A 22,025-nucleotide genomic window follows, 5' to 3' on the forward strand; every position below is an offset into this window, starting at 1 on the left:
ACGGTACGTCAGACGGCGAGTGCTTCCTTCGCCGGGGGAGCGGACTCGGGGTCGTACCGGCGCAGGCCCACCAGGACGAGCGCGCAGACGGCGACCACCAGGGCGGCACCGACGTAGAGGAGGGTCGCGGAGGCACCTGTGTCCTTGAGCAGGCCGGCGATGGTCGGGGACAGGATGGCGCCGATGCGTCCCATCCCGAGTGCCCAGCCCATGCCGACACTGCGGACGTTGGCCGGGTAGAGCGGCGGACCGACGGTATAGGCACCAGCGATGCAGCCGTTGATCAGAGCACCGACGACGACGCCGATGCCGAACCCGAGCCACAGCGTCGAGGTGCTCACGATGAAGACGATCATCATCGCGGCCGCGAGTAGGGAGAACCCGATCAGGACCACCCGCGGCGTACGCACCCGGGCGGCGACGCCGTAAAGGACCGAGCCGACTGTGCCGCCGATCGAGATCGCCATCCCGGCGGTCACCGCCGCGCTCTCGGACAGGCCCTCTTCGACCAGGAGGGTAGGGGTCCAGCTGTTGACGAAGTAGAAGCCGAACATGATCGTGATGAAGATCAGCCAGAGCAGGATCGTCGGGGTCAGCAGCTGCTTGAGCCATCCCGTCCCGGCCCGCTCGGTGCCCGTCCGGGTGGCGGCCGCCTGGTCGAGGTCGGTGTCGGTGACGGGCTCCATCCGCATCCGGGCCAGTGTCCGGTTGATCCGCTCCAGCGCGCCGCTGGGTCGGCGCTGCTCGAGGAAGGCGACCGACTCGGGCAGGACTACGGCGATCACGATCAGGGCGAGCAGGGTCCCGACACCGCCGGCGTAGAAGACGATCCGCCAGTCGCCCCCCACGGTGGCCTTGGCGACCAGGCTTGCCGCGGTGGCGCCGATCCCGTACCCGGCGGTGTAGATGCCGATGGCCAGACCGCGGTTCTTGGCGTTGGAGAACTCGCTGGCGATCACATTCGTGCTGGCCAGGATGGCGCCGACACCAATGCCGGTGATGAGCCGGGAGATGCCCATCACCGGCACCGACGATGCCATCGCCGCGCCGAACATGCCGATCGTGCCGAGGGCGAGGCTGATCAGGATCAGCGGGCGTCGACCGATGAGGTCGGCGAAGGGGGCGAGCAGCATCGAGCCGATCGCCATCCCGATCAGGCCGACCGAGACCAGCAGGCCGAACTCCGAGCCGCTGAGCGCGAACTCCTTGGTGACCGACGGCCCGGTGAAGGCGACCGCCATGACGTCGAAGCCGTCCAGGCAGTTCATGAAGGTGCAGAGGGCGACGATCAGCCATTGGTAGCCGCTCATCGGTGCCTGCGAGATGCGTGCGGTGATCATGGGTGTCCAGGTGGTGAGGGGTCCGTGCGGACCCGGTGGTGCACCGGCTCAGGTGAGGCGGAGGGAGAGGACAGCGGGATCGCCCGAGCCGCTGTCGGGTGTCACTGCTCGGGAGACGCAGAGGCACAGCCTGTTCGAGCGTTCCTTCTGGGTCTCGCTCAGGAAGACGTCGCGGTGGTCGATGGTGCCGGTGGAGTCGACCACCTCCGCCAGACACAGCCCGCACTCGCCCTTGCGGCAGTCCGAGAGCGTGTCGACCCCGGCTGCCTCGAGGGCGTCGAGGATCGAGGTGTCGGGTGCGACGGTGATCTCCCGGTCGAGGTCGGGCAGGCGCACCAGGAACTCCTCGGCCGGGTAACGGCCGCTGGAACCGAATGTCTCGAAGCGCAGATTGGTCGCCGGCAGTTCGTGCTCGGCCCAACTCCGCGAGATGGCGTTCATGAGCCCGATCGGGCCGCACATGTAGAGCTCGGTGCCCGCGCCGGCGGGTGTCCGGGCGATCCCGGCGACGAGGTCGTCGATCGCCAGCGAGGTGCCCTCGTCGTCGACGTGGACGCGCACGCGGTAGCCGTGCTCGGCGACCAGGTCGTCGACGTACGCCATCACGGCGCGGCTGCGACCGACGAGCACCAGCTGGTAGTCGGCACCGCGCCGGCGCAGCGCGGTGGCCATGGCCACCAACGCGGTGACGCCGATGCCGCCTGCGACGAGTACGTAGCGGGTGGCGCCGACCGCGAGCGGGAAGTTCTGCAGCGGCCCGGTGACGGTCAGGCCGTCCCCGACCCGCAGTCGGTGCATCGCCGCCGAGCCACCGGACGAGGTGGGGGAGAGGCGCACGCTGAGCGTCAGCCGGCGGCCGCCGTCCTCGGAGCGCACCACGGAGTAGGAACGCACCCGGCGGACGCCGTCCCCGCTCTCGATCTCGATGTCGATGTGCGTGCCGGGCGCGGCGTGCTCGGGCTGCTCGGGGGCCAGGACGATGCGACGGATACCGTCGGCGACGTCGGAGACCTCGACCACACGGGCGCGCTGCCGGCGGTTCTGTGTCTGCACCGCCATCTCAGGCCCCCTGACCGGCGGCCGGCGCGGAGGAGGGGCGTCCCTCGGCGGCGAGCATGCGCTCGAGGATCCGGCGTACCCACATCCCGCCGGCGTCGATGTTGAGGCTGTAGAACTCGTGCCCGGGGTTGGTGTCGATGGCGTGCTGCTGGGCGCGCAGCATCTCCTCGTCCTCACCGAAGACGCCGTGCACCGCCTGGCGCAGCTGGGTGGTGATGGTCTGGCTGTCCAGGCGGTAGTCGCGCATGAATGCCCAGAAGTAGTGGGAGGTGCGGTCGGTCTCGGGGGTGATCGTGTTCATCACGTACCCGTTGACGCCCTGGCTGCGGTCCCCCTCGGGAGCACCGGTACCCGCCTTCGCCACACCGACGTCGATACGGATGGTGCCCGGCGCCTCGAACGTGATGATCTGCCAGCGGTCGACCTTGCCGGAGAAGCCCGGGAACTTGTCCCGCATGTTCTTCAGCCAGAACGGCGGGGCGTCGATGTCGCGCATCCACCGGGTGACGGTCACCGTATTGCCCTCGTGAGTGATGTCGAACTCGGACTCGGACAGCTCCTCCTGGCCGATGCTCGAGGAGTGCACGAACTCCTCGTGGGTGAGGTCCATGAGGTTGTCGAGGATGAGCTGGTAGTTGCAGTCGGCGTGGATCGTCTCGCCGTCGCCGGCCCAGGCGGGGTCGTCCATCTGGTGCATGTCGGGCACCGTGGTCGGATCGGCCAGGTCCGGATCGCCGACCCAGACCCAGACGTACCGGTGACGTTCGACGACGGGGTAGGAGGGGACCACCGCGCTGGGGTTGATCGTCTCCTGTGCGGGCATTCCGGTGCAGCGACCGGTCGCGTTGTAGCGCAGACCGTGGTACGGGCACTGCAGCTCGTCGCCCAGGATTCTGCCCTTCGACAGCGGCGCGAGCCGGTGCCAGCAGGCGTCCGCGAGGGCGCTCGCGCGGCCGTCGGTGCCGCGCCACAACGCCAGCGGCACGCCGGCGACCGTACGGGCCAGCGGTTGCTTGCCGGTGACCTCGTGGTCCCAGGCGGCGGCGTACCAGGCGTTGCGGGGGTGGTTGAAGATCTTCGCGGCAGCGGTGGTCGGTGGCGCGGTGTCCGAGGGGGAGGCGGTGCGGGGCATGCGAACGAACTCCCTATGAAGAGAGGTATGTGTCGGGTGGGCCACAAACTAACTATGGATATAGTTAGATGGCAATAGCCGGTAGCCTGAGAAATCCGGAGGGGGAGGGGCCTTGTCGCTGCGTTACGCGCTGATCGCGCTGCTCACCGGTCGTCCGATGACCGGGTACGACATCTCGAAAAGCTTCAGTCGCTCGGTGGCCCACGTCTGGCACGCCCCGGACTCGCAGATCTATCCCGAGCTCAACCGGATGGAGCGCGACGGGCTGCTCACCTCGGTCGAGGTGCCCTGGGGCAAGAAGGGGACGAAGAAGGAGTACCACGTCACCGACGCCGGTCTCGCCGACTTCCGGGAGTGGATGGGGTCCCCGCTGACGCCTCAGCGACAGCGCGATCCGGCGTACCTGAAGGCGGCCTACTTCGACTTCGCCGACCCCGCATCGGTGCGTGAGCATCTCCGGGCACAGCAGGCGTACTGGGAGGAGCAGTTGAGCATGCTCGAAGGTACCCGGGCCGCGCTCGTCGACCGTACCCATCCCACCCTGGCGGCCCGCCTGTCCAAGCTGACCGAGCGCGAGGCCGAGCTCGCGGTGCGCTACAAGGTGTACGCCTACGACGGCCTCATCGCCCGCGCCCGCACCGAACTGGCCTGGATCGCGGACGGGTTCGCGCTCGTCGACGAACTGTACGACTCCTGATCCCGACGCCGGGCTGTCGTTTCGGCCCCGCCTGCGGACAGTCGGCCATCCCCGAGGCCGGCCCGCCACCGGCACGCGGGGTCGGTAATCGCCTCGGCCGGCTCGGGCGGGCGCCGGTTCCCGGGGTCAGACCACGAGACGATGGGCGAACGCCAGGGAGTGGGTGAAGAGCCCCTCCACCTGGTCATCGGGCAGCCCATGCCAGCCATGGTCGGCGTGCTGCACCGTCCTCAACTCGACCGGCGACCCCGCGTTCTCCAGGGCCGAGGCGAGGGATCGGCTGTGTGAGCAGTCCACCATGGTGTCCTGCTCGCCGTGGACGAGAAGGAACGGAGGCGCGTCGGCGTGCGCGTGGGTGAGCGGGCTGGCCGCACGGGCACGCTCCGGGGCGGCGGCCGGGGCCGTGCCGAGCATGAGCGCCTCGGGGGTGGCGGCGTCCTCGGGAGTGAAGCGGCCCCGTGCGGTGGTGAGGTCGCTCGGTCCGTACCAGATCACGGCGCCGACCAGCGGCGGCTCGGTGTGGGTCAGGGCGAGGAGAGAGGCGAGATGTCCGCCGGCGGACTCGCCCCACACGATCGTTCTGCTGGTGTCGATGCCGAGTTCGGCGGAGCGCAGGGTGAGCCAGCGCAGGGCGGCGCGCAGATCGTCGAAGGGGGCGGGGAAGGTGGCCTCGGCGCTGAGCCGGTAGTCGGCGCAGGCGACGGCGAAGCCCTCCGCCGCGATGCGTGCGAAGGGCCCGGGGGCCCAGTGACGCGTGCGCATACCCATGTCGTCACGCCGGCCTCGTCGCCAGGCGCCGCCGTGTACGAACAGCACCAGCGGAAGAGGCCCTGTCCGGGAGGCCCCGGGCAACCAGAGGTCGAGTTCCAGGGGACGGCCGCCCTCGACCTCGGCGTAGGGCACGCCGCGCAGTTCGCGTACGCCGGGCTCGCTCGGGGCGGCGGGCGGCAGCGGAGCGTGGTCGGGGTGAGGTGCGGCGATCAGTTCCCGCAGCGAGGGCCCGGTCGCCGTCATCGGTTCCGCCACTGGTGGTCCGGCAGAAAACGCACGTCGTACTGCTCGGGGACGCTGGCGAACTTGTGCGGTGCCGGTATGACGGGCTGGTGCGGCAGACCGAGTTGCTCCGCGGGCGCGCCCAGGTTCTCGAAGAACCGCTCGAAGGTGCCCCCCGGGCCGGCGGCGACGCCGACGACCTGGCTGTGGTGGCGCTCCATGCGGTAGGCGTGCCGGCAGTTCTTGGGCACGAAGCCGAAGTCGCCGGGGGTGAGCAGCTTCTCCTGCTGATCGCCCTCGGTGTCCTCGACGAACAGCCGAACGGCGCCCTGGGTGATGTAGAAGACCTCGTGCGTGTCGGTGTGCAGGTGGGCCGGGATGATGTCGCCCTTCGGGCCTTCGACGGTGAAGAAGTTGAAGGTGTTCTCGGTCTGCTCGCCGCCCGCGTAGATGGTGATCAGATCGCCGAACAGGTGGGCGCGGTCCCCCTCGCCCTTCTCGATGAAGTACGGCTTGCCGGGCTCCGGGGGAATGCGCGACGCCTGTCGGTAGCGGGTGGCGTATTCGATGGTCATGCCGTCTCCTCGGATCTGTGCCATTGGGATTATGTCAGGTAGCCTGACATTAGAGGTCGTCGAAATCAAGTGGTCGCCGCCGGCCTGCTCGCGAGTAGCCGGCCCCATCGCGGCACGGCGCGGGCGGGGGAGGAGACCACTTCCGTACAGGGGGGTGCGGGTTCGGTTGATCAGAGGCTCAGCAAGCGCCGGGCGTTGAGGTGGCAGATCTTGGCGCGGTCGGTCTCGCTGATCGGGGCGGTCTCGATGAAGCGGACGGCCTCCTGGTTGCTCTCCAGGGGGTAGTCGGTGGAGAACATGATCCGGTCGGCGCCGAGCGCGAGCAGGCCGCCGAGCAGGGGGGCGTGGTCGCACACCCCGCTGGTGGTGATCATGATGTTGTCGCGGACGTAGTCCGAGGGGCGTGGCTTGGCCAGGTGGATGCCGCGTTGGTTGAGAAAGTGCCATCGGCTGTCGAGGCGCCACAGGTGGCCGGGCAGTCCTTCGCCCATGTGGCCGAGGACGAGGGTGGCACCGGGGAAGCGGTCGAAGACGCCGCCGAAGACGATGCGCAGGGCGTGGGTCGCGGTCTCCACGCCCCAACTCCACATCGGCCCGATCAGTTCCTCGTGGCCGCGTACGTTGTGCCACACGTCGTAGGAGCTGGCCGGGTGCAGATAGATCGGCACGCCGAGAGCCTCGGCGCGCTCCCACACCGGCCGGAACCTGTCCGCGTCCAGGTACTCGCCGTGCGTGTGACCGTTGATCAGGGCACCTCGCAGGCCGAGTTGGGTGACGGCTCGTTCCAGCTCGGCCGCGGCGCCGTCCGGGTTCTGCAGGGCCAGTGCGGCGAAACCGGAGAAGCGGGTGGGGTGTTTGCGGAGGATCTCGGCGAGGAAGTCGTTGGCCTCGGCGGCCCGTTCGACCGCCACGGCGGTGTCCGTCTCGGCCTGGATACCGGGGGCGGTCAGCGACAGCACCTCCATGTCGATGCCGAGCTCGTCCATCTGGGGCAGTCGGACGTCGGTGAAGTCCAGCAGTCGCCGCATGGCGGCGTCCCACTGGGGCGGGTCGAACAGAGCCGCGGCGGGCAGGCTGTAGTGGGCGAGGGCGGCGGTGGTGAAGTGCTCTTCGATCGCGATCTTCTTCATGGCTGGGGTTCTCCGGGGAGCGTGTGGCTACGAGGGGATGCACGGCCGGCGGGCACGGCCCGAGTGAGGCGCGGAGGGCGGCGGAGCCGGTGCGGAAACGGGGCTCAGACGGCCGAGGCGCTGCCGGCCGGGCCGAGAGCAGTGGTCGTCCGGCGCCGGGCGGGACGGCCGAGCGGACCGGTGGGCACGGCGATCGCCGCCGTGGCGCCGACGGCGGCGGTGGCGGCGAAGAAGTAGAAGTTCCATTCCAGGCCCAGCCCGGAGTCGAGGATCCGCCCGCCGAGCGACGGGCCGGCGATGGCGCCGAGCCGGCCGACGGACAACGACCACCCGACGGCCGGGACGCGCAGCTCCGCCGGCATGCTGCCGATCAGGTAGGCGTTGACGAACGCCTGGCAGGCCAGCAGCCCGAAGCCGCACAGCAGCAGGCAGAGGTACAGCACCCAGCCGGCCGGATTCCGGCTCATCAGGAGCAGACCGGCGGCCCCGACGAGGAAGGCGCCGCTCACCACGCGCTTGGGACCGAACCGGTCGGCGAGCACCCCTCCGGGCACCATGCCGACACCCGCGCCGATCCACGACAGGCACGTCATGGTCAGGGCCGAGCCGATGGAGAAGCCGCCGGCCTGCATGAGCGTCGGCAGCCACGTGCTGAAGCCGAAGATCAGCAGCAGCCCGCAGAAGGTCATCACCCAGAACAGCAACGTGGTGACGACCAGCGGGCGCTGGAGCAGCGGGCCGAGCCCGAGGAACCGGTGCCCGGGCTGTGACGTGGAGGGCGGTCGCGGGGCCGGCAGCCCGAACCGGACGGCGGTCCGGGCGGCTTCGGCCGCGCGGCCGGTACGCACCAGGTACCGCGGACTCTCGGGCAGGCGCAGCAAGGCCCACGGCACCACAGTGATCAGAGCGGCCGCGCCGACGAGGTACAGCACCCGGAAGGAGACGTCCGGCAGCAGCCACGAGCCGAGAAGTGGCGCTCCCAGGGAGCCGACGCATGAACCGGCCATCATGACCGCGATGTTGCGGGCACGCACCCGCGGCACGGACATCTCACCCACGACGGCGGTGAGCGTGGGCAGCACCACGCCCAGACCGATGCCGGCGAAAAGACGGGACGCGGCGAACACACCCGGCCCGTCGGCCAGAGCGGAGCCGAGCATGCACAGGGAGAAGAACGACAGACCGCTCAGGAGCAGCCGGCGGGTGCCCAGGCGCCGCCCGGCGGCCCCGGCGATGCCGGCCCCGATCAGCATGCCGACGGCGACGAGCGAACCGATGTCGCCCGCCTCCCCCTTGGACAGGTCCCAGCCGGGCTCGCGCAGCAAGGCCGGCACAGTGGCCCCGTACACGGACAGGTCGTAGCCCTCGAACATCGCGATGAGGGCGGCCATGAGGATGAACAGCCATACAGTCGCGGGACGTTGCGGGTCGGGGCCTCTTGGAGACGGTTTCGCTTTCATGAGGGCGATTCCTTCTGTCTCGGGAACGGTGCGGGAGGAGGACGCGGGAAGCACGTGCACCGAGCCGAGCGACGCGTCGTCACGGTGCCGGCTCCATGACGCCGAAGTCCGTTTCGATGCGCTCCCTGGCTTGCGACAGGGCCTCGGTGATCGCCCGTTCGCGCCCGGAGAAGCGTTGCGTCGGGGTGGGCACACTGATGGCTGCGGTGCCCCAGGCCGCGGTACGAATGGCGACGCCGGCGGCGGAGATGCCGAGGGTGTGCTCTTCACGGTCGAAGGCGATGCCGGTGCGGCGGATGTCTTCGAGCTCGCCCCGCAGCGCGGAGCGGGTGGTGAGGGTATGTGGGGTCTCGGCGGTGAGCCGGTGCGGTACGGCGTCCTCGAGCGCGGCCGCCGGCAGGGCGGCGAGAAGTGCCTTGCCGGGGGCGCAGCAATACAGGGGGAAGCCGGCGCCGACCGCGCTGACCGCGCGCAGCCGACGGTCGGCGATGACCTGGTCGACGAAGACCACCTGATGGTCCTCGAGGATCGACAGGTCGACCGTTTCCTCGAGAAGGCGAGACAGATCCTCGAGATAGGGACGCAGGTCGACGATCATCGCTGACCGCACGGACGCGGCCATGCGGGGGATCTCGGGGCCCAGCCGGTACCGCCCGCGGGTGCCGGCCACCGTCACCAGTCCTTCCGCCTCCAGGGCACCGAGGATGCGGTGGACCGTGGACTTGGCGAGGCCGATCCGCTCGACCACCTCCGCCTGGGTGAGGCCGGACGGGGCTGCCTGGAGCAGGCGCAGCACCTCCGCCGCTCGTGCGATGACCTGGATGCCGCCCGCGCTGCCGCGCCCCGGCCTTGAGTGCTCGTCAACCGCCGTCATGGCGTGTGTTCCCTTCGTACGTCGTGTCCCGGACAGCCTGCCGCATGGGTGCGGTCCGGGTGACACGACCTCCGTGCAGCTCCCTTCTCCCGGTCTCCAGAGGTCGGGGCGTCCCCTTCAGGTCATGCGATCCGGAAGGCCGAGGAGCTGTGCGGTCTCCTCCACCCCGGCGAGGGGAAGGTCCAGGTCGCGGGCGAGGGCGATCGCCCGGTCGACGAGGGCTCGATTTCCGGGGGCGAGTTCGTCCTTGCGCAGGTGCAGGGTGTCCTCCAGGCCCGCGCGGGCGTTGCCGCCGAGCGCCAGGCCCATCGCGGTGAGCGGCAGGTTGTGCCGGCCGATCGCGATGACCTGCCAGATCGCGCCCGGTGGCAGTCGGCGGACCATGGTGAGGAGGTTGTCAGCGGTGGCGGCCATGCCGCCGCGGACGCCTAGGACGATGGAGAACTGCAGCGGTTCGGCGAGCAGCCCCTCCTTCCACAAGCGCAGGCACGCCTCCAGGTGCCCCGTGTCGTAGATCTCCAGCTCCGGTTTGATGCCGAGCTCACGCATGCGGGCCGCCAGGCGGCGCACCTTGTCCGGCGGGTTGCGGAACTCGCCGTCGCCGAAGCTCATCGAGCATGGGTTGAGGGTGGCCATGCGGGGCCGCAGCTCCACCAGCCGCTCCCGCTCCTCGAACGGCACGCTGAGCCCCACTCCGGTCGAGAGCTGGACGAGGATCGGGGAGCGCTCGGTGATCAGGCCCATGGTCCGGCGCGCGGTCTCCAGGTCGGCGGTCGGCCGCTGGCGCTCGTCGCGCAGGTGGATGTGGGCGACCGACGCGCCGGCCCGGTAGGCGTCGGTGACGGCTCCGGCGATTTCCTCCGGAGAGGTGGGCAGAACGGGGTTGTCGGCCTTCGTGGCGATCGGCCCGGTGGGCGCGACGGTGATGACGACGCCCACGTCAGGTCTCCTCGTATGGCAGGGCGACGGTGACGAGCAGGGTGGCCGGTCGCCTGGAGCGGTTCTCCACCGAGCGGACCTGGCCCTTGGCCAGGTGTACGGAGTCGTGGGGGCGCAGCGTTGCCTCCTCGCCGTCGGCGGTGACCACGAGTTCACCGTCGAGGACGACGTACACCGTCTCCTCCACCGTGGGCGTCGCGTCCGCCGCCCCGTCGGGCAGGTAGTACGACAGCCCGGTCCAGAACCGCGTGGTCGGGCCGGCTTCGTGGCCCTGCAGCCGCAGTGCGCCGACGCCGTGGTGCGACGGCGGCTGGTACGGCGGGGCCTGGTCGAGCCGGGTGACGCGCAGAGCGCTCATTCGCGCTCACCCTTCTCGATCCGGTACGCGCCGGTGGGGTCGACGATGGCGACCAGGCGGACGATGCAGCCGTCGCCGCCGGTCCAGCGCCAGGGGAACGCGGCGAAGGTGACGCGCTTGCCACTGACCTTGTCAAGGTCGCCGCCGACGTTCTCGAACCCGATGATGCCCTTGGACAGGATGGCGCGGTGGCACGGTTCCCACTCGGGGAAGTCGTCCGCGACCTTGCGGCCGGTCTCGGTCTCGTACTCCTCGCAGGCCCACGGGAGGAGGCCGTTCGGCGCGCCGGGGCCGTGCGGGCCGATGGCGGTGGCCAGCGGGTGGTCGAGTGCCTGGGTGTCGGTGCCGACGGCTTTGACGCCCTTGGCGGCGAACCACTCTCCGGCCTCCTTGTAGAAGCCGGGCGAATAGGCGTAGTAGTCGCTGTTGTCGCCGTACGTGTGGTGCCAGCCGGTGTTGACGATGACGATGTCGCCGGGACGGATCTCGGGGCTGGCGGCCTCCAGGTCGGCGGCGGTGACGACCTCCCACTTCTTCTTGGGGATGGACACGACGACACCGGTGCCGAAGAAGGAGCTGAGCGGTATCTCGTCGAGCAGCGGAGTGTTCTCCACGACGTGGCCGGGGGCGTCGATGTGGGTGCCCGAGTGCATCACCGTGGTGATCTTCTGGGTGAGCACGCGGGACTTGGACATACTGTGCAGGCGCTCGATCTTCACGTCCTCGAAGTACGGCCAGCACGGCGTTCCGTGCCCCCACGGGTGGGAGAGGTCGTAGAACTCCAGTCCCTGCTCGTTGGGCCCGAGGGGCCAGGCGAAGGGGGTGTTGGACATGGTTTCTGCCTTTCGTTCTTCATCGGTGTCCGGGCGGGGCCGCTTGGGTGGAGAAGCGGGGAGGGGCAGCTCACGCCGTGGGCGGGTCGTTGTCCGCCGTGGCCGCGAGTTGCCGGGTGATGTGCCGGGCCAGGCGTGCGCCTGCCCGTTCGCGGCTGCCTTCGGGCCAGGTCAGGAAGCCGCGGCCGCTCTTGGCGCCCAGGTCGCCCGCCGCCACCAGTTTACTGAGCAGTGGGGAAGGAGTGGGCGAGCGGTTCAGGTCGGGCAGGACCGCATCGTGGATGGCCAGGGTGAGATCGAGCCCGACGTAGTCGGCGTTCTCCAAGGGACCCATGGCGGCCAGACGCAGGCCGATGGTGTTGCGTACGACCGTCTCGACTGTCTCCGCGGTGCACACCCCGTTCGCGACCAGCGCGATCGCCTCGCGCCACAGGGCGTGCTGGAGCCGGTTGCCGACGAATCCCGGTACATCGCGCTCGACGCGCACCGGCACTTTGCCGAGGGACGTCAGCAACGCCGCGGTGTGCTCCATCGTTTCCTCGTTGGTGTGCTTGCCGCGGACGACCTCGACCACAGGGATCAGGCCGGGCGGGTTCCACCAATGGGTGCCGACGACTCGCTCGGGTCGGGCGGTGCGTTCGGCGATGCTGCTCACCGGCAGCACGGAGGTGTTGCTGGCGAGCAGCGCGTCCGGCAGCAGGTGGTCGAGCTGGGCGAACAGATCCTGCTTGGCGGCGAGATTCTCGGCGACGGCCTCGACGACGAGGCCGGCTCCCGTGACGGCTTCTGCGAGGTCGGTGCTGCCGTCGACGGCCCCTTCGAGCGTCCGCAGACTCTCCACCGCGCTGTGCACGGTGGCGCCGTCGAGGTCGTGCAGACGTACTGGATGGCCCGCGCCGGCGAACACCTCGGCTATGCCGCGGCCCATCAGGCCCGCGCCGACGACGGCGACTGTCAGCATGCGGTGTACCCCCCGTCGAGGTACAGCACCTGTCCGGTGACGAACGACGAGGCATCGCTGAGCAGGTAGATCAACGCTCCGGCGAAGTCCTCCGGTTCGGCCAGCCGACCCAGTGGGATGCGGGCGAGCATGACTTCGCGGGTCGCGGTGGCCTTCTCGTCGTCCTCGTACATCCAGGCGGTCAGCTCCGAGCGGAACACGGTGGGAGCCAGCACGTTCACCCGGACTCCGGAACCGCCCCACTCGGCGGCGAGACTGCGGCCGAGCAGGTCGACCGCGGCCTTGGAGGGGCAGTACGCGGAGTATCCGGCGGGGTGACCCAGCCGGCCGCGAGTGGAGGACACCAGCACCACGCTGCCGCCGCCGCCGTGGCCGAGCATGTGCCGCCCCACCGCCTGGCACATGAGCCAGGAGCCGCGAACGTTCGCCGACTGCACGGCGTCGAAGTCCTCGACCTTCATCTCGGTGATCGGCGCGACGTGGTTCATGCCGGAGGCGACGAGCAGTCCTTGCACGTCACCGTAGGTCGTCACGGCGGCGGAGAGGATCGCCTCGGCATCGTCCGGAGCGTCCGGCCTGCGCCGGACGGTCTCGACCGGTCCGGGACCGTCCAGTTCCGCGGCCAGCGCGTCGAGCTTGTCGGCGTTGCCGCCGGCGAGGGTGAGCCGAGCGCCCAGGGCGTTCAGGGCGCGTGCCGCCGTACTGCCGAGGGCGCCGGTGGCCCCGGTGATGACGATGGAACGCCCCTCCACCGTGAAGTGGGAGAGAGGGGAAACAGCAGGAACGAGTGCCACGAGAACCCCCTGGTTCCGTGATGCGAATCAATCGTGCCGGAATGCGGTTCAACGTAGGGGTGGTTGTGCTCGTGGTCAATGGGCCGTGCGGAATCTGCTGCCCACGTGGCTCCGGACCGCTGTCGCGGACCTCGTGCTGTCGCAGGCCTCTGGGCTCAGCGACGGCGGCTCGGAAGACTCGCTCGTGCATGAGCGCGGCCTGCCGTTGAGGAGCTTCACCGGCGTACTGCGGTCACAGAGCTCCCAGGGCGGCCTGGCTCAACAGCATGCCGAGCAGGCAGCACAGCGCGACGGGCGGGGCGGGGTCGGGGTCGGGGCCGGCCGTCACGCCGACCGCCTTGCGGCGGCCGCCCCACGTGTCCGACCAGCTCTGGCGTTTCCCCGAAGCGCTACAGCCCCTCGCCGTCGGCCGAGATGTGGCGCATCAGGCGGTCCAGGTGCGAGCCCATCACGGCGACCAAGTCGAAGGAACGTCCGCTGGTCAGCCACTGGACCCGCAGCCCGGTGTCGAGTGCCGCGCACTCCCGGGCGATGCGCTCATGGTCAAGGTCCGCTTTGAGCTCGCCCGTCGTGGCGCCGGTGCGCAGGCGGTCCGCGAGTTCCTGCACGCCCTTCTCCTGCCATCCGGAGAAGAAGTCGTGCGCGGGGTGGTCGGGAGCGGTGGCCTCGGCGCCCACTACGACGGCGAGTTCGAGGATTCCCGGTGTGGTGAGGATTTTGGCCGTGTCTTCCAGGTGGCAGCGGAAGGCGTCCCGTACCGAGTCGGACACGCGTGCCCACTGCTCGTCGAGCTGCTGGTGCCAGTACTGCACCACGGCCAGCAGTAGCTGCTGCTTGTCGCGGAAGTGGTGGAGCAGCCCGGCGTCGGTGATGCCGGCGTCGCGGGCGACGCGGGCCAGTGAGGTCTTGCGGTAACCGTCCTGGCCGAAGCGCAGCAGTGCGGCCTCGAGGATCTGGTTGCGCCTCGCCAGCCCTGCTGCGTAGCCGCCGCGCGGCCCCCGTGGTGTCCCCATGCCGCCAATCTACCGAGTGCCCGCCGCCCGCTTCCGTTGCCGCCGGGCGGGAGCGCCCCGGAAGTCGTGCGCGTGTGACGTGCATCACTCCTCTAATGCCTAGTATCCACTAAGTATTGACCTCATCATCAACCGGAAGCCGGGGAGCGTTTCGAGCCTGTGGCCGAGATGTGAGCCCTGGATCACGGCCTGGCAGTTCCACACACGACCCCGACTCCGACCCCGACCCTGCCCTGTTCGCGAAAGGAGCGGCTCCATGACGCCGACGTCTGCCAGCCCCCCGCTCGACGCAGCATCGCCCACCGGCACCGCGGGATGGACCCCGCGACTGGTCGCCATACTCATCGCGCTCATCTGGCCGACCCAGCTCCTGGCCGCCGCCGGCATCCTCGGCGCCAATGCCACCGCCAGCGTGGCGCAGAGCTTCCACACCACCCACGTGGCCTGGTTCGGTCTGACCGTCGTCCTCGTCTCGACGCTGCTGACGCCTTTCGTGATGAAACTGGGTGACCGGTACGGCAAGAAGCGGCTCATGCTCGTGATGACCGGCTTGGGGGTCGTCGGAGACGTGATCGCCGCGATGGCGGGCAGCTTCTGGCTTCTGCTGGTCGGACGGGCCGTCGCCGGCTGCTATGGCCCGTTCGCCGCCCTGTCCTTCCCCGCGGTGCGGGACGTCTTTCCCCCACGGTTGGTGAAGTCGGCCAGCGCCGTCCTGGGCAGCAGTCTCGGCCTGGTGGCCCTGACCGCGCCGTTCCTGGCCGGTTGGCTGGTCGACGGCTGGGGCTACGAAGGCGTGATGTGGTTCCTCGCCGCGGCCTCCGCCGTCGGCTTCGCGCTGATCGCCTTCCTGGTGCCGCAGACCCCGCGGCACGACCGCCGGCCCGGCTTCGACTGGCTCGGCGGCCTGGTGCTCGGCGGAGGGCTGACGGCGGTCGTCTACGCGGTCGGCCAGGGGCAGAGCTGGGGGTGGGCCGACGCCAAAACCCTCGGCTGGCTCACCGTCGGCTTCGCCGCGCTGGTCGTCTTCCTCTTCGTGGAACGCTCCAGCGCCCACCCGATCCTGGACCTGAAGGTGCTCAGCCGCCGCCCGGTCGCCCTGGTTCTCGTCACCGGAGGGCTCGCTCAGTCCGTCGCCTACACCATGCCCGGCATGGCGATCCTGCTCGCCCTCTACCCTCACATCCCCGGCGTGTCCGCGGGTCTCGGGTGGACCGCGCAGCACAACGCCGTCGTCAGCGCGACCTGGAACGTCGTGATGTTCGGGGCCGGCCTCGTCGCCAGCCGCCTCCTGCGCAGGACCGACGCACGCCTGATCTGGTGGACGGGACTGGCCTTGATGGCGGTCGGCTACGGCCTGGTGGGCTTCTTCCACGCCGACGAGACCCAACTCATCCTCACCTCGTGCCTGGCCAACCTCGGCGCCGGTCTCGTCGTCGCGGGAGCACCGGTGCTGGTCGTCGGCGTGGTCTCCAAGGACGAACAGGGCCTGGGCAGCGGCATGCTCAACATGCTCATCAACTTCTTCGGCGCCATCGTCACCGCCCTCTCGTTCGCCGCCCTCGCCACCCACAGCACCGTCGTGGACGGCACCGCCTTCTACCAGGACGGCGGCTACGCCTGGCTCTTCTGGGCCGGAGCGCTGCTCACCGCGCTGACGTTGGCGATCTCACTGTTCATCCCGCCACTGCGGGACCCCGCGGACACCGACGCCGCCTAGCCGCCCACGGCCGTAGCCCACCAGCACCTCCGCGGCATGCAGAGGCGCTGGTGGGCGGCGAGCTGTGAGTACGTCCGCTGCGCGGCGCGGGTCGGACTCACCGGCCTGGTCAGGTCCAGCTGGGGGCGGGCGTACCTCGGTAGCTCCGCACGACGTCCGCGTACGCCTTCGCGCTCGGCTTCGGACGGCGCTGGAACGTCTTGCGGTCCACCTCGTGCAGGCCGAGCTGAGCCCCGTACCCGAAGATCCACTCGAAGTTGTCCATGAGCGTCCAGTGGCAGTATCCGAGGACAGGTGTGCCCGCGCCGACCTCGGCCGCCAGCCCGTGGACCGCGGCGGGCACGAAGGCGGCGCGCTGTGCGTCGTTCGAGGTCTGGATGCCGTGCTCGGTCACGAGGACCGGTGCTCCCGCCACCTCGTGGGCGTAGCGCACGGCGCCGGCGAGGGACTCCGGTGCGATGGCCGTGCCCATGCCGTTGAGCTCACCGTCGACCGCCACCTCGCCGTCGGGGCCGTGGACGATGCGCTCGTAGTTCTGTACGCCGATGAAGTCGTCGTTACGGGCCTCGCGCAGCCAGTGGTCGTAGACCGCGGCGCGCTTCGCGTCCCGGTGTACCTCGCCGCCAGGCAGCGCCACTTCGTCGGCGATGGCGATGGAGACGCCGACGGGCACGTCGCCGCGGCGGGCCTTGATCGCGTCGCGGGCGGCGCGGTGGGCACGGGTGAACGCCGCCTGGAACTCGTCCTGTCGGTGGGCGGGGATGACATTCGCGCTGGCGTAGGTGTCGCTTCCGGCGGCGCGTGCGGCTGCCGCGAGCATCTGCGTCTTGAGCGTCTCCGCCTCGGCCGGGAGTTTTCCGCCCGCCTGCAGCAACTGCTCCAGGTTCGGTTCGTTGAGGGTCACGGCGTACGCGATGCGGTCGCCGAAGCGGGCCATGACCCGGTCGCACTGCTCGGCGAACCGTGCCGGGGCGTCGTCGGCGGTCCAGGAACCGCTCGCAGCGAACCAGTGCGGTGAGGTGAAGTGGTTGAAGGTCACCAGGGGGGCCATGCCACGTTCGAGACAGCCGTCGACCTTGCGCTCGTAGTGGTCGAGGGCCTCGGTGGATACGACCCCGCGCTCCGGTTCGACGCGGGCCCACTCGACGGAGAACCGGAAGGCGTTGAGTCCGAGTCCGGCGGCCAGATCGAGGTCTGTGTCCCACTGCTGGTAGCCCTGGCACGCCGGTCCGCTCGGCTCGCGGAACAGGGAGGGCGTGGTGTTCTCCAGGAACCAGGTGTCGCTGGCACTGTTGTGGCCCTCGTTCTGGTGCCCCGCGGTGGCCACGCCCCACAGGAATGTGTCGGGCAGGCTGGTGTGCGTCATGTGTGATCCTTGCGTTGAGCCGTTGAGCCGTTGAGCCGTTGAGCCGTTGAGCCGTTGAGCCGTTGAGCCGTTGAGCGGGTCGTCCTGAGCCGATGAACGGACGTCACCGTGCGGTTGCGTTGAACGGGGTCCAGAAGGAGTGCCGGCCGGGCCCGATCTCGACGGGTTCCGCGCCGTGCAGATCGACGAGTGCAGTGACGTGGGGCGGCACGAGGACGTCGACGTGCAGGGTGTCCCCTTCGAGACGCCATCCGGTCTCGGTCCGGCCATACGGAGTGTCGTGCTCGGCCCTTGCCCAGGTGAGGCCGCCGCCGGGGCGGGGACGGATCAACAGCCGTCGGTAGCCTGGTTCTGCGGGTGCCAGGCCGGCGACGGTTCGGTGGATCCAGTCGGCGACCGCACCGAGTGCATAGTGGTTGAAGGAGGTCATCTCGCCGGGGTTGACGCTGCCGTCGTCCAGCATGCTGTCCCACCGTTCCCACACGGTGGTGGCGCCCATGTCGACCTGGTGGAGCCACGAAGGGGAGGATCGCTGGGTCAGCAGCCGGTAGGCGGCGCCCACGTGTCCGGTGTCGGTCAGCGCGTCGCACACCAGGGGGGTGCCGAGGAAGCCTGTGCCGATGCGATGGCCGCGTCCGGCCACCAGGTCCGCCAGCCGGTGTCCGGCCTCCGCGCGCTCGGCGTCGTTCTCCAGCAGCCGGAAGCACAGGGCGAGGGCGTAGGCGGTCTGGGTCTCCTCCGTCAGGCGCCCACCGCCGGTGTGGAAGCGGGCGAGGAAGGCGTCGCGGACCGCGTCGGCCAGGGCGTGGTATCGAGCGGCATCGTGGCGGTCGTCCAGGACCTCGGCGGTGCGGGCCAACAGCCGTGCGGAGTGCGCGAAGTACGCCGTGGCGACCAGGGTGGACGACGTCATCGCGCGGCCGGGATCGTCCGCGGGGGCGGTCGGGTCCAGCCAGTCGCCGAACTGGAAACCCTCGCCCCAGATCCGGGCCGGCCCGGCGATCCGGTCGATGGCGTCGACCCAGGCACGCATCGAGGGGTACTGGGCGCGCAGCACCTCGGTGTCGCCGTACCGCTCGTACAGCACCCAGGGGACGATGACGGACGCGTCGCACCAGCCGGCCATCGGCGGGTTGCCGGGCGGGACGGGCACCGGAGTGATCACCGGAATGTCGGGGCTGAACACCGGGGGGACGTGGCGTTCGTCGTCGCCCTGGTCGGCGGCGAGGTCGCGCAGCCAGGAGCGCAGGAAGTCACGGACGTCGTAGAGGAAGGCGGCGGTGGGGGCGAAGACCTGGACGTCGCCGGTCCAGCCGAGGCGCTCGTCGCGTTGCGGGCAGTCGGTGGGTACGTCGACGAAGTTGCCGCGCATCCCCCACACCACGTTCTCGTGCAGGCGGTTCAGGGAGTCGTCCGAGCAGGAGAACCACCCCGTGCGGCGCAGGTCGCTGTGGAGGACGACGGCCGTGACGTCGGCGGGGTCGGGCGTGCCGGGCCAGCCCTCGACCTCGGCGTAGCGGAAGCCGTGGAAGGTGAAGCGAGGTTCCCACTCCTCGCCCGCCGGGTCGCCGCGCAGGACGTAGCGGTCGGTGGCGGTGGCGTACCGCAGCGGACGGGTGCACAGTTCGCCGTCCTGCAGGACCTCGGCATGGCGGAGGCTCACCGTGCGGCCCGCTTCGCCGCGGACGCGGATGCGGAGCCGCCCGACGAGGTTCTGGCCGAAGTCGAGGACGGTCCGGCCCGTGGGCGAGGTGGTCACGGAGACGGGTGCGAGGTGCTCGATGCGGCGCACCGGCGGGCTGTCGGCCGGGAAGAGGACGGCGGTGTCGAAGTCCAGGATCTCGACCGCCTGCCACGCCGAGTCGTCGAAGCCGACCTCGCTGAAGCCCGACTGCTCGCGGCGGGCGTCGTACTCCTCACCCTCGTACAAACCGGCGGCGCGGACGGGCCCGGGGCTCCAGCGCCAACTGTCCCCGGTGCCGACGGTGTCGACGGAGCCGTCGGCGTACTCGATGCGCAGTTCGACGAGGAGACCGGTGTGCTCACCGTAGATGTCCTGGGTGCCGCCGTTGAATCCGAGCAGACCCCGGTACCAGCCGTCGGCCAGCTGGGCTCCCCAGGCGTTGCGGCCCTCGCGGACCAGGGTCGTGACGTCGAAGGACTGGTAGCGGTGCCGGTGGCGGTAGCTCGTCCAGCCGGGGGCCAGGACGTGGTCGCCCACCACGGTTCCGTTGAGCTCCAGCTCGTAGACGCCGAGGGCGGTGACGAGGAGCTGCGCCGATCGCACCGCTGCCCGCGTGGTGAACTCACCACGCAGCAGCGCGGCGGGGCGGGCGCCGCCTTCGGCGGGGACGGGGCCGGTGGGGCGGGGGCTGACGACGCGTGCGGTCGGGGTCCAGTGGCGAAGCATGGCGGCCATCATGCGACTAATACCTAGTGAAAGCTAGGTATTAGAGGGTGTGGTGTACGTCACGGATGGGCCTGTGAGGCGACGGGCCACCAGACGCACGCCTTCAGTCAGGTGCGATCGACCGCGCGATCAACCACAGGCAACGCACTTTCTGAGGTCGAACCCCAGAAAGTCGAATCCTTGGTCTTCACTCAGCGAGCCTCGTTGTTGCGGGCTCGGACGTTGCTGACGGCTCTCGCCACAGTGTTCGCGCACTTTTCCGTTGCGGGAAGTGGGATTTTATGTCCTCTGTAGCGGTCCGTTAGCGTCGAATTCATGGATTGGAATTTTCGGTCGGCCGGAGAGTTGAAGGCCGCGTTGCGTGCTGGTGCGGTGTCCTCGGTGGAATTGACTGAGGCGGCGATCGCTGGGATCGAGCGGGACGGGGGAGCGATCAACGCGGTCTGTGTGTCCGACTTCGATGGTGCCCGGGTGGCTGCACGACATGCCGACCAGGCATTCGGTCGGGGCGAGGATCGGCCGCTTCTGGGTATTCCGGTGACAGTCAAGGAGTCTTACAACATCGCCGGGATGCCCACGACCTGGGGCATGCCGCAGTACCGGGACTTTGTACCGGCCGAGGACGCGGTGCAGGTGTCGCGGCTCAAAGCCGCTGGCGCGGTGGTGCTCGGTAAGACCAATGTGCCCTTGGGTCTGCAAGATCTGCAGAGCTTCAACGAGATCTATGGCACCACCAACAACCCGTGGGATCACGATCGTACGTCGGGCGGGTCCTCCGGCGGATCAGCGGCGGCCCTGGCGGCTGGATTCGGCGCATTGTCCATCGGCTCCGACATCGCCGGTTCGCTGCGTACCCCCGCGCATTTCTGCGGTGTCTACGCGCACAAGCCGACACTTGGGCTGGCGGCGACCCGCGGCATGGTCCCGCCGGCCACACCGGCATTGCCGGTCGACCTCGACCTCGCCGTCGTCGGCCCGATGGCGCGCACCGCAGGCGATCTCACACTCCTGCTCGACGTCATGGCCGGGCCGGACCCGCTGACGCTCGGCGTGGCGCACGAGTTGACCCTGCCGCCCGCGCGCCACGAGCGGCTGAGCGAGTACCGGGTCCTGGTCCTCGACGAGCATCCGTTCATTCCGACCGGGTCCGATGTGCGGGCCGGCGTGAACCGGGTGGCCGAAGCACTTGTAGACGGCGGCGCCCACGTCGAACGGCACAGTCCGCTGCTGCCCGATCTGGCCGAAGACGCGACGCTTTACACGCAGTTGCTGTTCTCGGGCTCCGTTGCACGTTTTCCCGTAGAAGCGTACGAGCAGCTGCAGGCCCGTGCCGCCGGACTGAGCGCGGACGACCAGAGTCTCGACGCGGCGCGGCTGCGCGGGATGGTGTTGAGTCACAGCGATTGGATCGAGGTGAACAACCGTCGCGAGCTCCACCGTCACGGCTGGCGGCAGCTGTTCGGCGAGTTCGATGCCGTGGTGTGTCCGATCACCCCGACTCCCGCGTTCCCGCACGACCACAGCCCTGATCTGCTGGGGCGTCGGCTCGACATCGACGGCGTCGAGTACCCGTTCTTCGACCAGCTCGTCTGGGCCGGTCTGGCCACCATGTCCGGCCTGCCCGCCACCGCGATACCCACGGGTCGGTCCTCCGAAGGTCTGCCGGTGGGAGTGCAGCTCATAGGTCCGATGTTCGAGGATCGCACCACACTGCGGCTGGCCGACTTGCTCGAACAGCAGATCGGCGGCTTCCAGGCACCGAAGTAACGCGTCCCACCGGGTACCCGTCGAGTTCTCCCCGGGCGGCCACAAGAGCACAGAGCGGCAACGGGATGACTACGACCCCCCGCCGCCCTCGACATTGGCCACCATCCTGCGCAGCACCTTGAGCGCGGCCACGTATTCCTCGTCGCTGATGCCCTGGTGGACCACGGCGCGTACCTCGGTCGCCAGCTCACGGAGTTGGACTCTGGCGGCCTCCCCGGCATCCGTGAGGTACAGGCGCTGTCCGTCGTCGATCCGGAGCCATTCGCGGTGGTGCAACTGGTCGACGACCCTGGCGATCTCGTGTGGCCCGTCAGCGAGATGCGTCAGCTGCGCGATGACCTCCTCACGGCTCGGCGCCGTGGGACCGCCGTTCACGCGGTTGAGCACCCAGTACTGCGGCTGCGTGACGTCGATCTTGGCCATGGCGTCACGCAGATGCCGGGTGACGGTCGTATGCGTCAGGCCACACCAGTAGCCGACCGGCTGTGTGTCCAGCATGTCATCGGTGGCGGCCGGGTTCGCAGGCGCCTGGTCGGTGGTGGTTCCGATCAGTGATTCCATGATCGCGACGCTACATCCCCCCGACGCACTGAACAATCGGAATGCG

At 69.8% G+C, this 22,025-nt stretch carries 20 protein-coding genes; 3 read left to right on the forward strand and 17 right to left on the reverse strand.

The features are described from left to right. Positions 1-8: 8 nt before the first annotated feature. Genes RI578_RS38205 through RI578_RS38215 form a run of 3 tightly spaced genes read right to left on the reverse strand, consistent with a single transcriptional unit; the run spans position 9 to position 3,531 of the window. A complete protein-coding gene (locus RI578_RS38205) occupies positions 9-1,340 on the reverse strand; it encodes an MFS transporter (protein WP_310875380.1) in 1,332 nt (443 codons plus the stop codon). 48 nt (positions 1,341-1,388) lie between these two features. Continuing rightward, positions 1,389-2,399 (reverse strand): PDR/VanB family oxidoreductase, encoded by a 1,011-nt coding sequence (locus RI578_RS38210; RefSeq protein WP_310875381.1) that lies wholly within the window; start codon positions 2,397-2,399, stop codon positions 1,389-1,391. 1 nt (position 2,400) lies between these two features. After that, on the reverse strand, positions 2,401-3,531 hold the full coding sequence (locus RI578_RS38215) for an aromatic ring-hydroxylating dioxygenase subunit alpha (protein WP_310875382.1): 1,131 nt from the start codon (positions 3,529-3,531) through the stop codon (positions 2,401-2,403). A gap of 112 nt (positions 3,532-3,643) precedes the next feature. On the opposite strand from RI578_RS38215, the gene RI578_RS38220 reads away from it, so the two are divergent. Then, positions 3,644-4,228, forward strand: coding sequence for a PadR family transcriptional regulator (locus RI578_RS38220; protein WP_310875383.1), 585 nt, complete (start codon positions 3,644-3,646; stop codon positions 4,226-4,228). Positions 4,229-4,354: 126 nt separating this feature from the next. Here RI578_RS38220 and RI578_RS38225 read toward each other — a convergent pair whose 3' ends face one another. The 11 genes from RI578_RS38225 to RI578_RS38275 form a co-directional block, all read right to left on the reverse strand. Next, the gene (locus RI578_RS38225) at positions 4,355-5,242 is read right to left on the reverse strand and encodes an alpha/beta hydrolase (RefSeq protein WP_310875384.1); all 888 of its coding nucleotides are present in this window, start codon (positions 5,240-5,242) and stop codon (positions 4,355-4,357) included. Continuing rightward, a complete protein-coding gene (locus RI578_RS38230; RefSeq protein WP_310875385.1) occupies positions 5,239-5,796 on the reverse strand; it encodes a quercetin 2,3-dioxygenase in 558 nt (185 codons plus the stop codon). The genes RI578_RS38225 and RI578_RS38230 overlap by 4 nt, the downstream gene beginning before the upstream one ends. A 170-nt stretch (positions 5,797-5,966) precedes the next feature. Further along, positions 5,967-6,926 carry an amidohydrolase family protein gene (locus RI578_RS38235; RefSeq protein WP_310875386.1) on the reverse strand — a complete coding sequence of 320 codons (960 nt, stop codon included), beginning with the start codon at positions 6,924-6,926 and terminating at the stop codon, positions 5,967-5,969. Between the two features lie 104 nt (positions 6,927-7,030). Continuing rightward, complete coding sequence (locus RI578_RS38240; RefSeq protein WP_310875387.1) at positions 7,031-8,386, reverse strand: MFS transporter; 1,356 nt, start codon at positions 8,384-8,386, stop codon at positions 7,031-7,033. 79 nt (positions 8,387-8,465) lie between these two features. Then, complete coding sequence (locus tag RI578_RS38245; protein ID WP_310875388.1) at positions 8,466-9,260, reverse strand: IclR family transcriptional regulator; 795 nt, start codon at positions 9,258-9,260, stop codon at positions 8,466-8,468. 117 nt (positions 9,261-9,377) lie between these two features. Beyond that, the gene (locus tag RI578_RS38250) at positions 9,378-10,199 is read right to left on the reverse strand and encodes a 3-keto-5-aminohexanoate cleavage protein (protein ID WP_310875389.1); all 822 of its coding nucleotides are present in this window, start codon (positions 10,197-10,199) and stop codon (positions 9,378-9,380) included. 1 nt (position 10,200) lies between these two features. Beyond that, positions 10,201-10,557, reverse strand: a complete 357-nt coding sequence (locus RI578_RS38255; RefSeq protein ID WP_310875390.1) for a cupin domain-containing protein — start codon at positions 10,555-10,557, stop codon at positions 10,201-10,203. Then, positions 10,554-11,390 (reverse strand): cyclase family protein, encoded by an 837-nt coding sequence (locus tag RI578_RS38260; RefSeq protein ID WP_310875391.1) that lies wholly within the window; start codon positions 11,388-11,390, stop codon positions 10,554-10,556. The genes RI578_RS38255 and RI578_RS38260 overlap by 4 nt, the downstream gene beginning before the upstream one ends. Positions 11,391-11,460: 70 nt before the next feature. Beyond that, entirely contained in the window at positions 11,461-12,351 is an 891-nt protein-coding gene (locus RI578_RS38265; RefSeq protein WP_310875392.1) for a 3-hydroxyacyl-CoA dehydrogenase family protein, read from the reverse strand. Next, positions 12,345-13,145, reverse strand: a complete 801-nt coding sequence (locus RI578_RS38270; protein WP_310875393.1) for an SDR family oxidoreductase — start codon at positions 13,143-13,145, stop codon at positions 12,345-12,347. Before RI578_RS38270 ends, RI578_RS38265 begins: the two co-directional genes overlap by 7 nt. A gap of 389 nt (positions 13,146-13,534) precedes the next feature. After that, a complete protein-coding gene (locus RI578_RS38275) occupies positions 13,535-14,158 on the reverse strand; it encodes a TetR/AcrR family transcriptional regulator (protein WP_310875394.1) in 624 nt (207 codons plus the stop codon). Between the two features lie 256 nt (positions 14,159-14,414). On the opposite strand from RI578_RS38275, the gene RI578_RS38280 reads away from it, so the two are divergent. Next, the gene (locus RI578_RS38280; protein WP_310875395.1) at positions 14,415-15,875 is read left to right on the forward strand and encodes an MFS transporter; all 1,461 of its coding nucleotides are present in this window, start codon (positions 14,415-14,417) and stop codon (positions 15,873-15,875) included. Positions 15,876-15,984: 109 nt separating this feature from the next. On the opposite strand, the gene RI578_RS38285 is transcribed toward RI578_RS38280, so the two are convergent. Both RI578_RS38285 and RI578_RS38290 read right to left on the reverse strand, forming a co-directional pair. Beyond that, the gene (locus tag RI578_RS38285) at positions 15,985-17,241 is read right to left on the reverse strand and encodes a family 1 glycosylhydrolase (RefSeq protein ID WP_310875396.1); all 1,257 of its coding nucleotides are present in this window, start codon (positions 17,239-17,241) and stop codon (positions 15,985-15,987) included. Between the two features lie 103 nt (positions 17,242-17,344). Next, entirely contained in the window at positions 17,345-19,651 is a 2,307-nt protein-coding gene (locus RI578_RS38290) for a glycoside hydrolase family 78 protein (protein WP_310875397.1), read from the reverse strand. Between the two features lie 315 nt (positions 19,652-19,966). Between RI578_RS38290 and RI578_RS38295 the strand changes: the two genes are divergently transcribed. After that, positions 19,967-21,418 (forward strand): amidase, encoded by a 1,452-nt coding sequence (locus RI578_RS38295; protein WP_310875398.1) that lies wholly within the window; start codon positions 19,967-19,969, stop codon positions 21,416-21,418. A 69-nt stretch (positions 21,419-21,487) separates the two neighbouring features. Here the strand turns inward: RI578_RS38295 and RI578_RS38300 are convergent, their stop codons facing one another. Further along, positions 21,488-21,979, reverse strand: coding sequence for a MarR family winged helix-turn-helix transcriptional regulator (locus RI578_RS38300; RefSeq protein WP_310875399.1), 492 nt, complete (start codon positions 21,977-21,979; stop codon positions 21,488-21,490). Positions 21,980-22,025 lie beyond the last annotated feature (46 nt).

The sequence above is a fragment of the Streptomyces sp. BB1-1-1 genome (assembly GCF_031597775.1).
GTDB classification, from domain to species: Bacteria; Actinomycetota; Actinomycetes; order Streptomycetales; family Streptomycetaceae; genus Streptomyces; species Streptomyces thinghirensis.

Bases quoted from the DNA above. Each gene is read 5' to 3' on its own strand.
- RI578_RS38205 (WP_310875380.1), bottom strand. From the start codon at position 1,340: ATGATCACCGCACGCATCTCGCAGGCACCGATGAGCGGCTACCAATGG.
- RI578_RS38210 (WP_310875381.1), bottom strand. From the start codon at position 2,399: ATGGCGGTGCAGACACAGAACCGCCGGCAGCGCGCCCGTGTGGTCGAG.
- RI578_RS38215 (WP_310875382.1), bottom strand. From the start codon at position 3,531: ATGCCCCGCACCGCCTCCCCCTCGGACACCGCGCCACCGACCACCGCT.
- RI578_RS38225 (WP_310875384.1), bottom strand. From the start codon at position 5,242: ATGACGGCGACCGGGCCCTCGCTGCGGGAACTGATCGCCGCACCTCAC.
- RI578_RS38230 (WP_310875385.1), bottom strand. From the start codon at position 5,796: ATGACCATCGAATACGCCACCCGCTACCGACAGGCGTCGCGCATTCCC.
- RI578_RS38235 (WP_310875386.1), bottom strand. From the start codon at position 6,926: ATGAAGAAGATCGCGATCGAAGAGCACTTCACCACCGCCGCCCTCGCC.
- RI578_RS38240 (WP_310875387.1), bottom strand. From the start codon at position 8,386: ATGAAAGCGAAACCGTCTCCAAGAGGCCCCGACCCGCAACGTCCCGCG.
- RI578_RS38245 (WP_310875388.1), bottom strand. From the start codon at position 9,260: ATGACGGCGGTTGACGAGCACTCAAGGCCGGGGCGCGGCAGCGCGGGC.
- RI578_RS38255 (WP_310875390.1), bottom strand. From the start codon at position 10,557: ATGAGCGCTCTGCGCGTCACCCGGCTCGACCAGGCCCCGCCGTACCAG.
- RI578_RS38260 (WP_310875391.1), bottom strand. From the start codon at position 11,390: ATGTCCAACACCCCCTTCGCCTGGCCCCTCGGGCCCAACGAGCAGGGA.
- RI578_RS38265 (WP_310875392.1), bottom strand. From the start codon at position 12,351: ATGCTGACAGTCGCCGTCGTCGGCGCGGGCCTGATGGGCCGCGGCATA.
- RI578_RS38275 (WP_310875394.1), bottom strand. From the start codon at position 14,158: ATGGGGACACCACGGGGGCCGCGCGGCGGCTACGCAGCAGGGCTGGCG.
- RI578_RS38280 (WP_310875395.1), top strand. From the start codon at position 14,415: ATGACGCCGACGTCTGCCAGCCCCCCGCTCGACGCAGCATCGCCCACC.
- RI578_RS38285 (WP_310875396.1), bottom strand. From the start codon at position 17,241: ATGACGCACACCAGCCTGCCCGACACATTCCTGTGGGGCGTGGCCACC.
- RI578_RS38290 (WP_310875397.1), bottom strand. From the start codon at position 19,651: ATGCTTCGCCACTGGACCCCGACCGCACGCGTCGTCAGCCCCCGCCCC.
- RI578_RS38295 (WP_310875398.1), top strand. From the start codon at position 19,967: ATGGATTGGAATTTTCGGTCGGCCGGAGAGTTGAAGGCCGCGTTGCGT.
- RI578_RS38300 (WP_310875399.1), bottom strand. From the start codon at position 21,979: ATGGAATCACTGATCGGAACCACCACCGACCAGGCGCCTGCGAACCCG.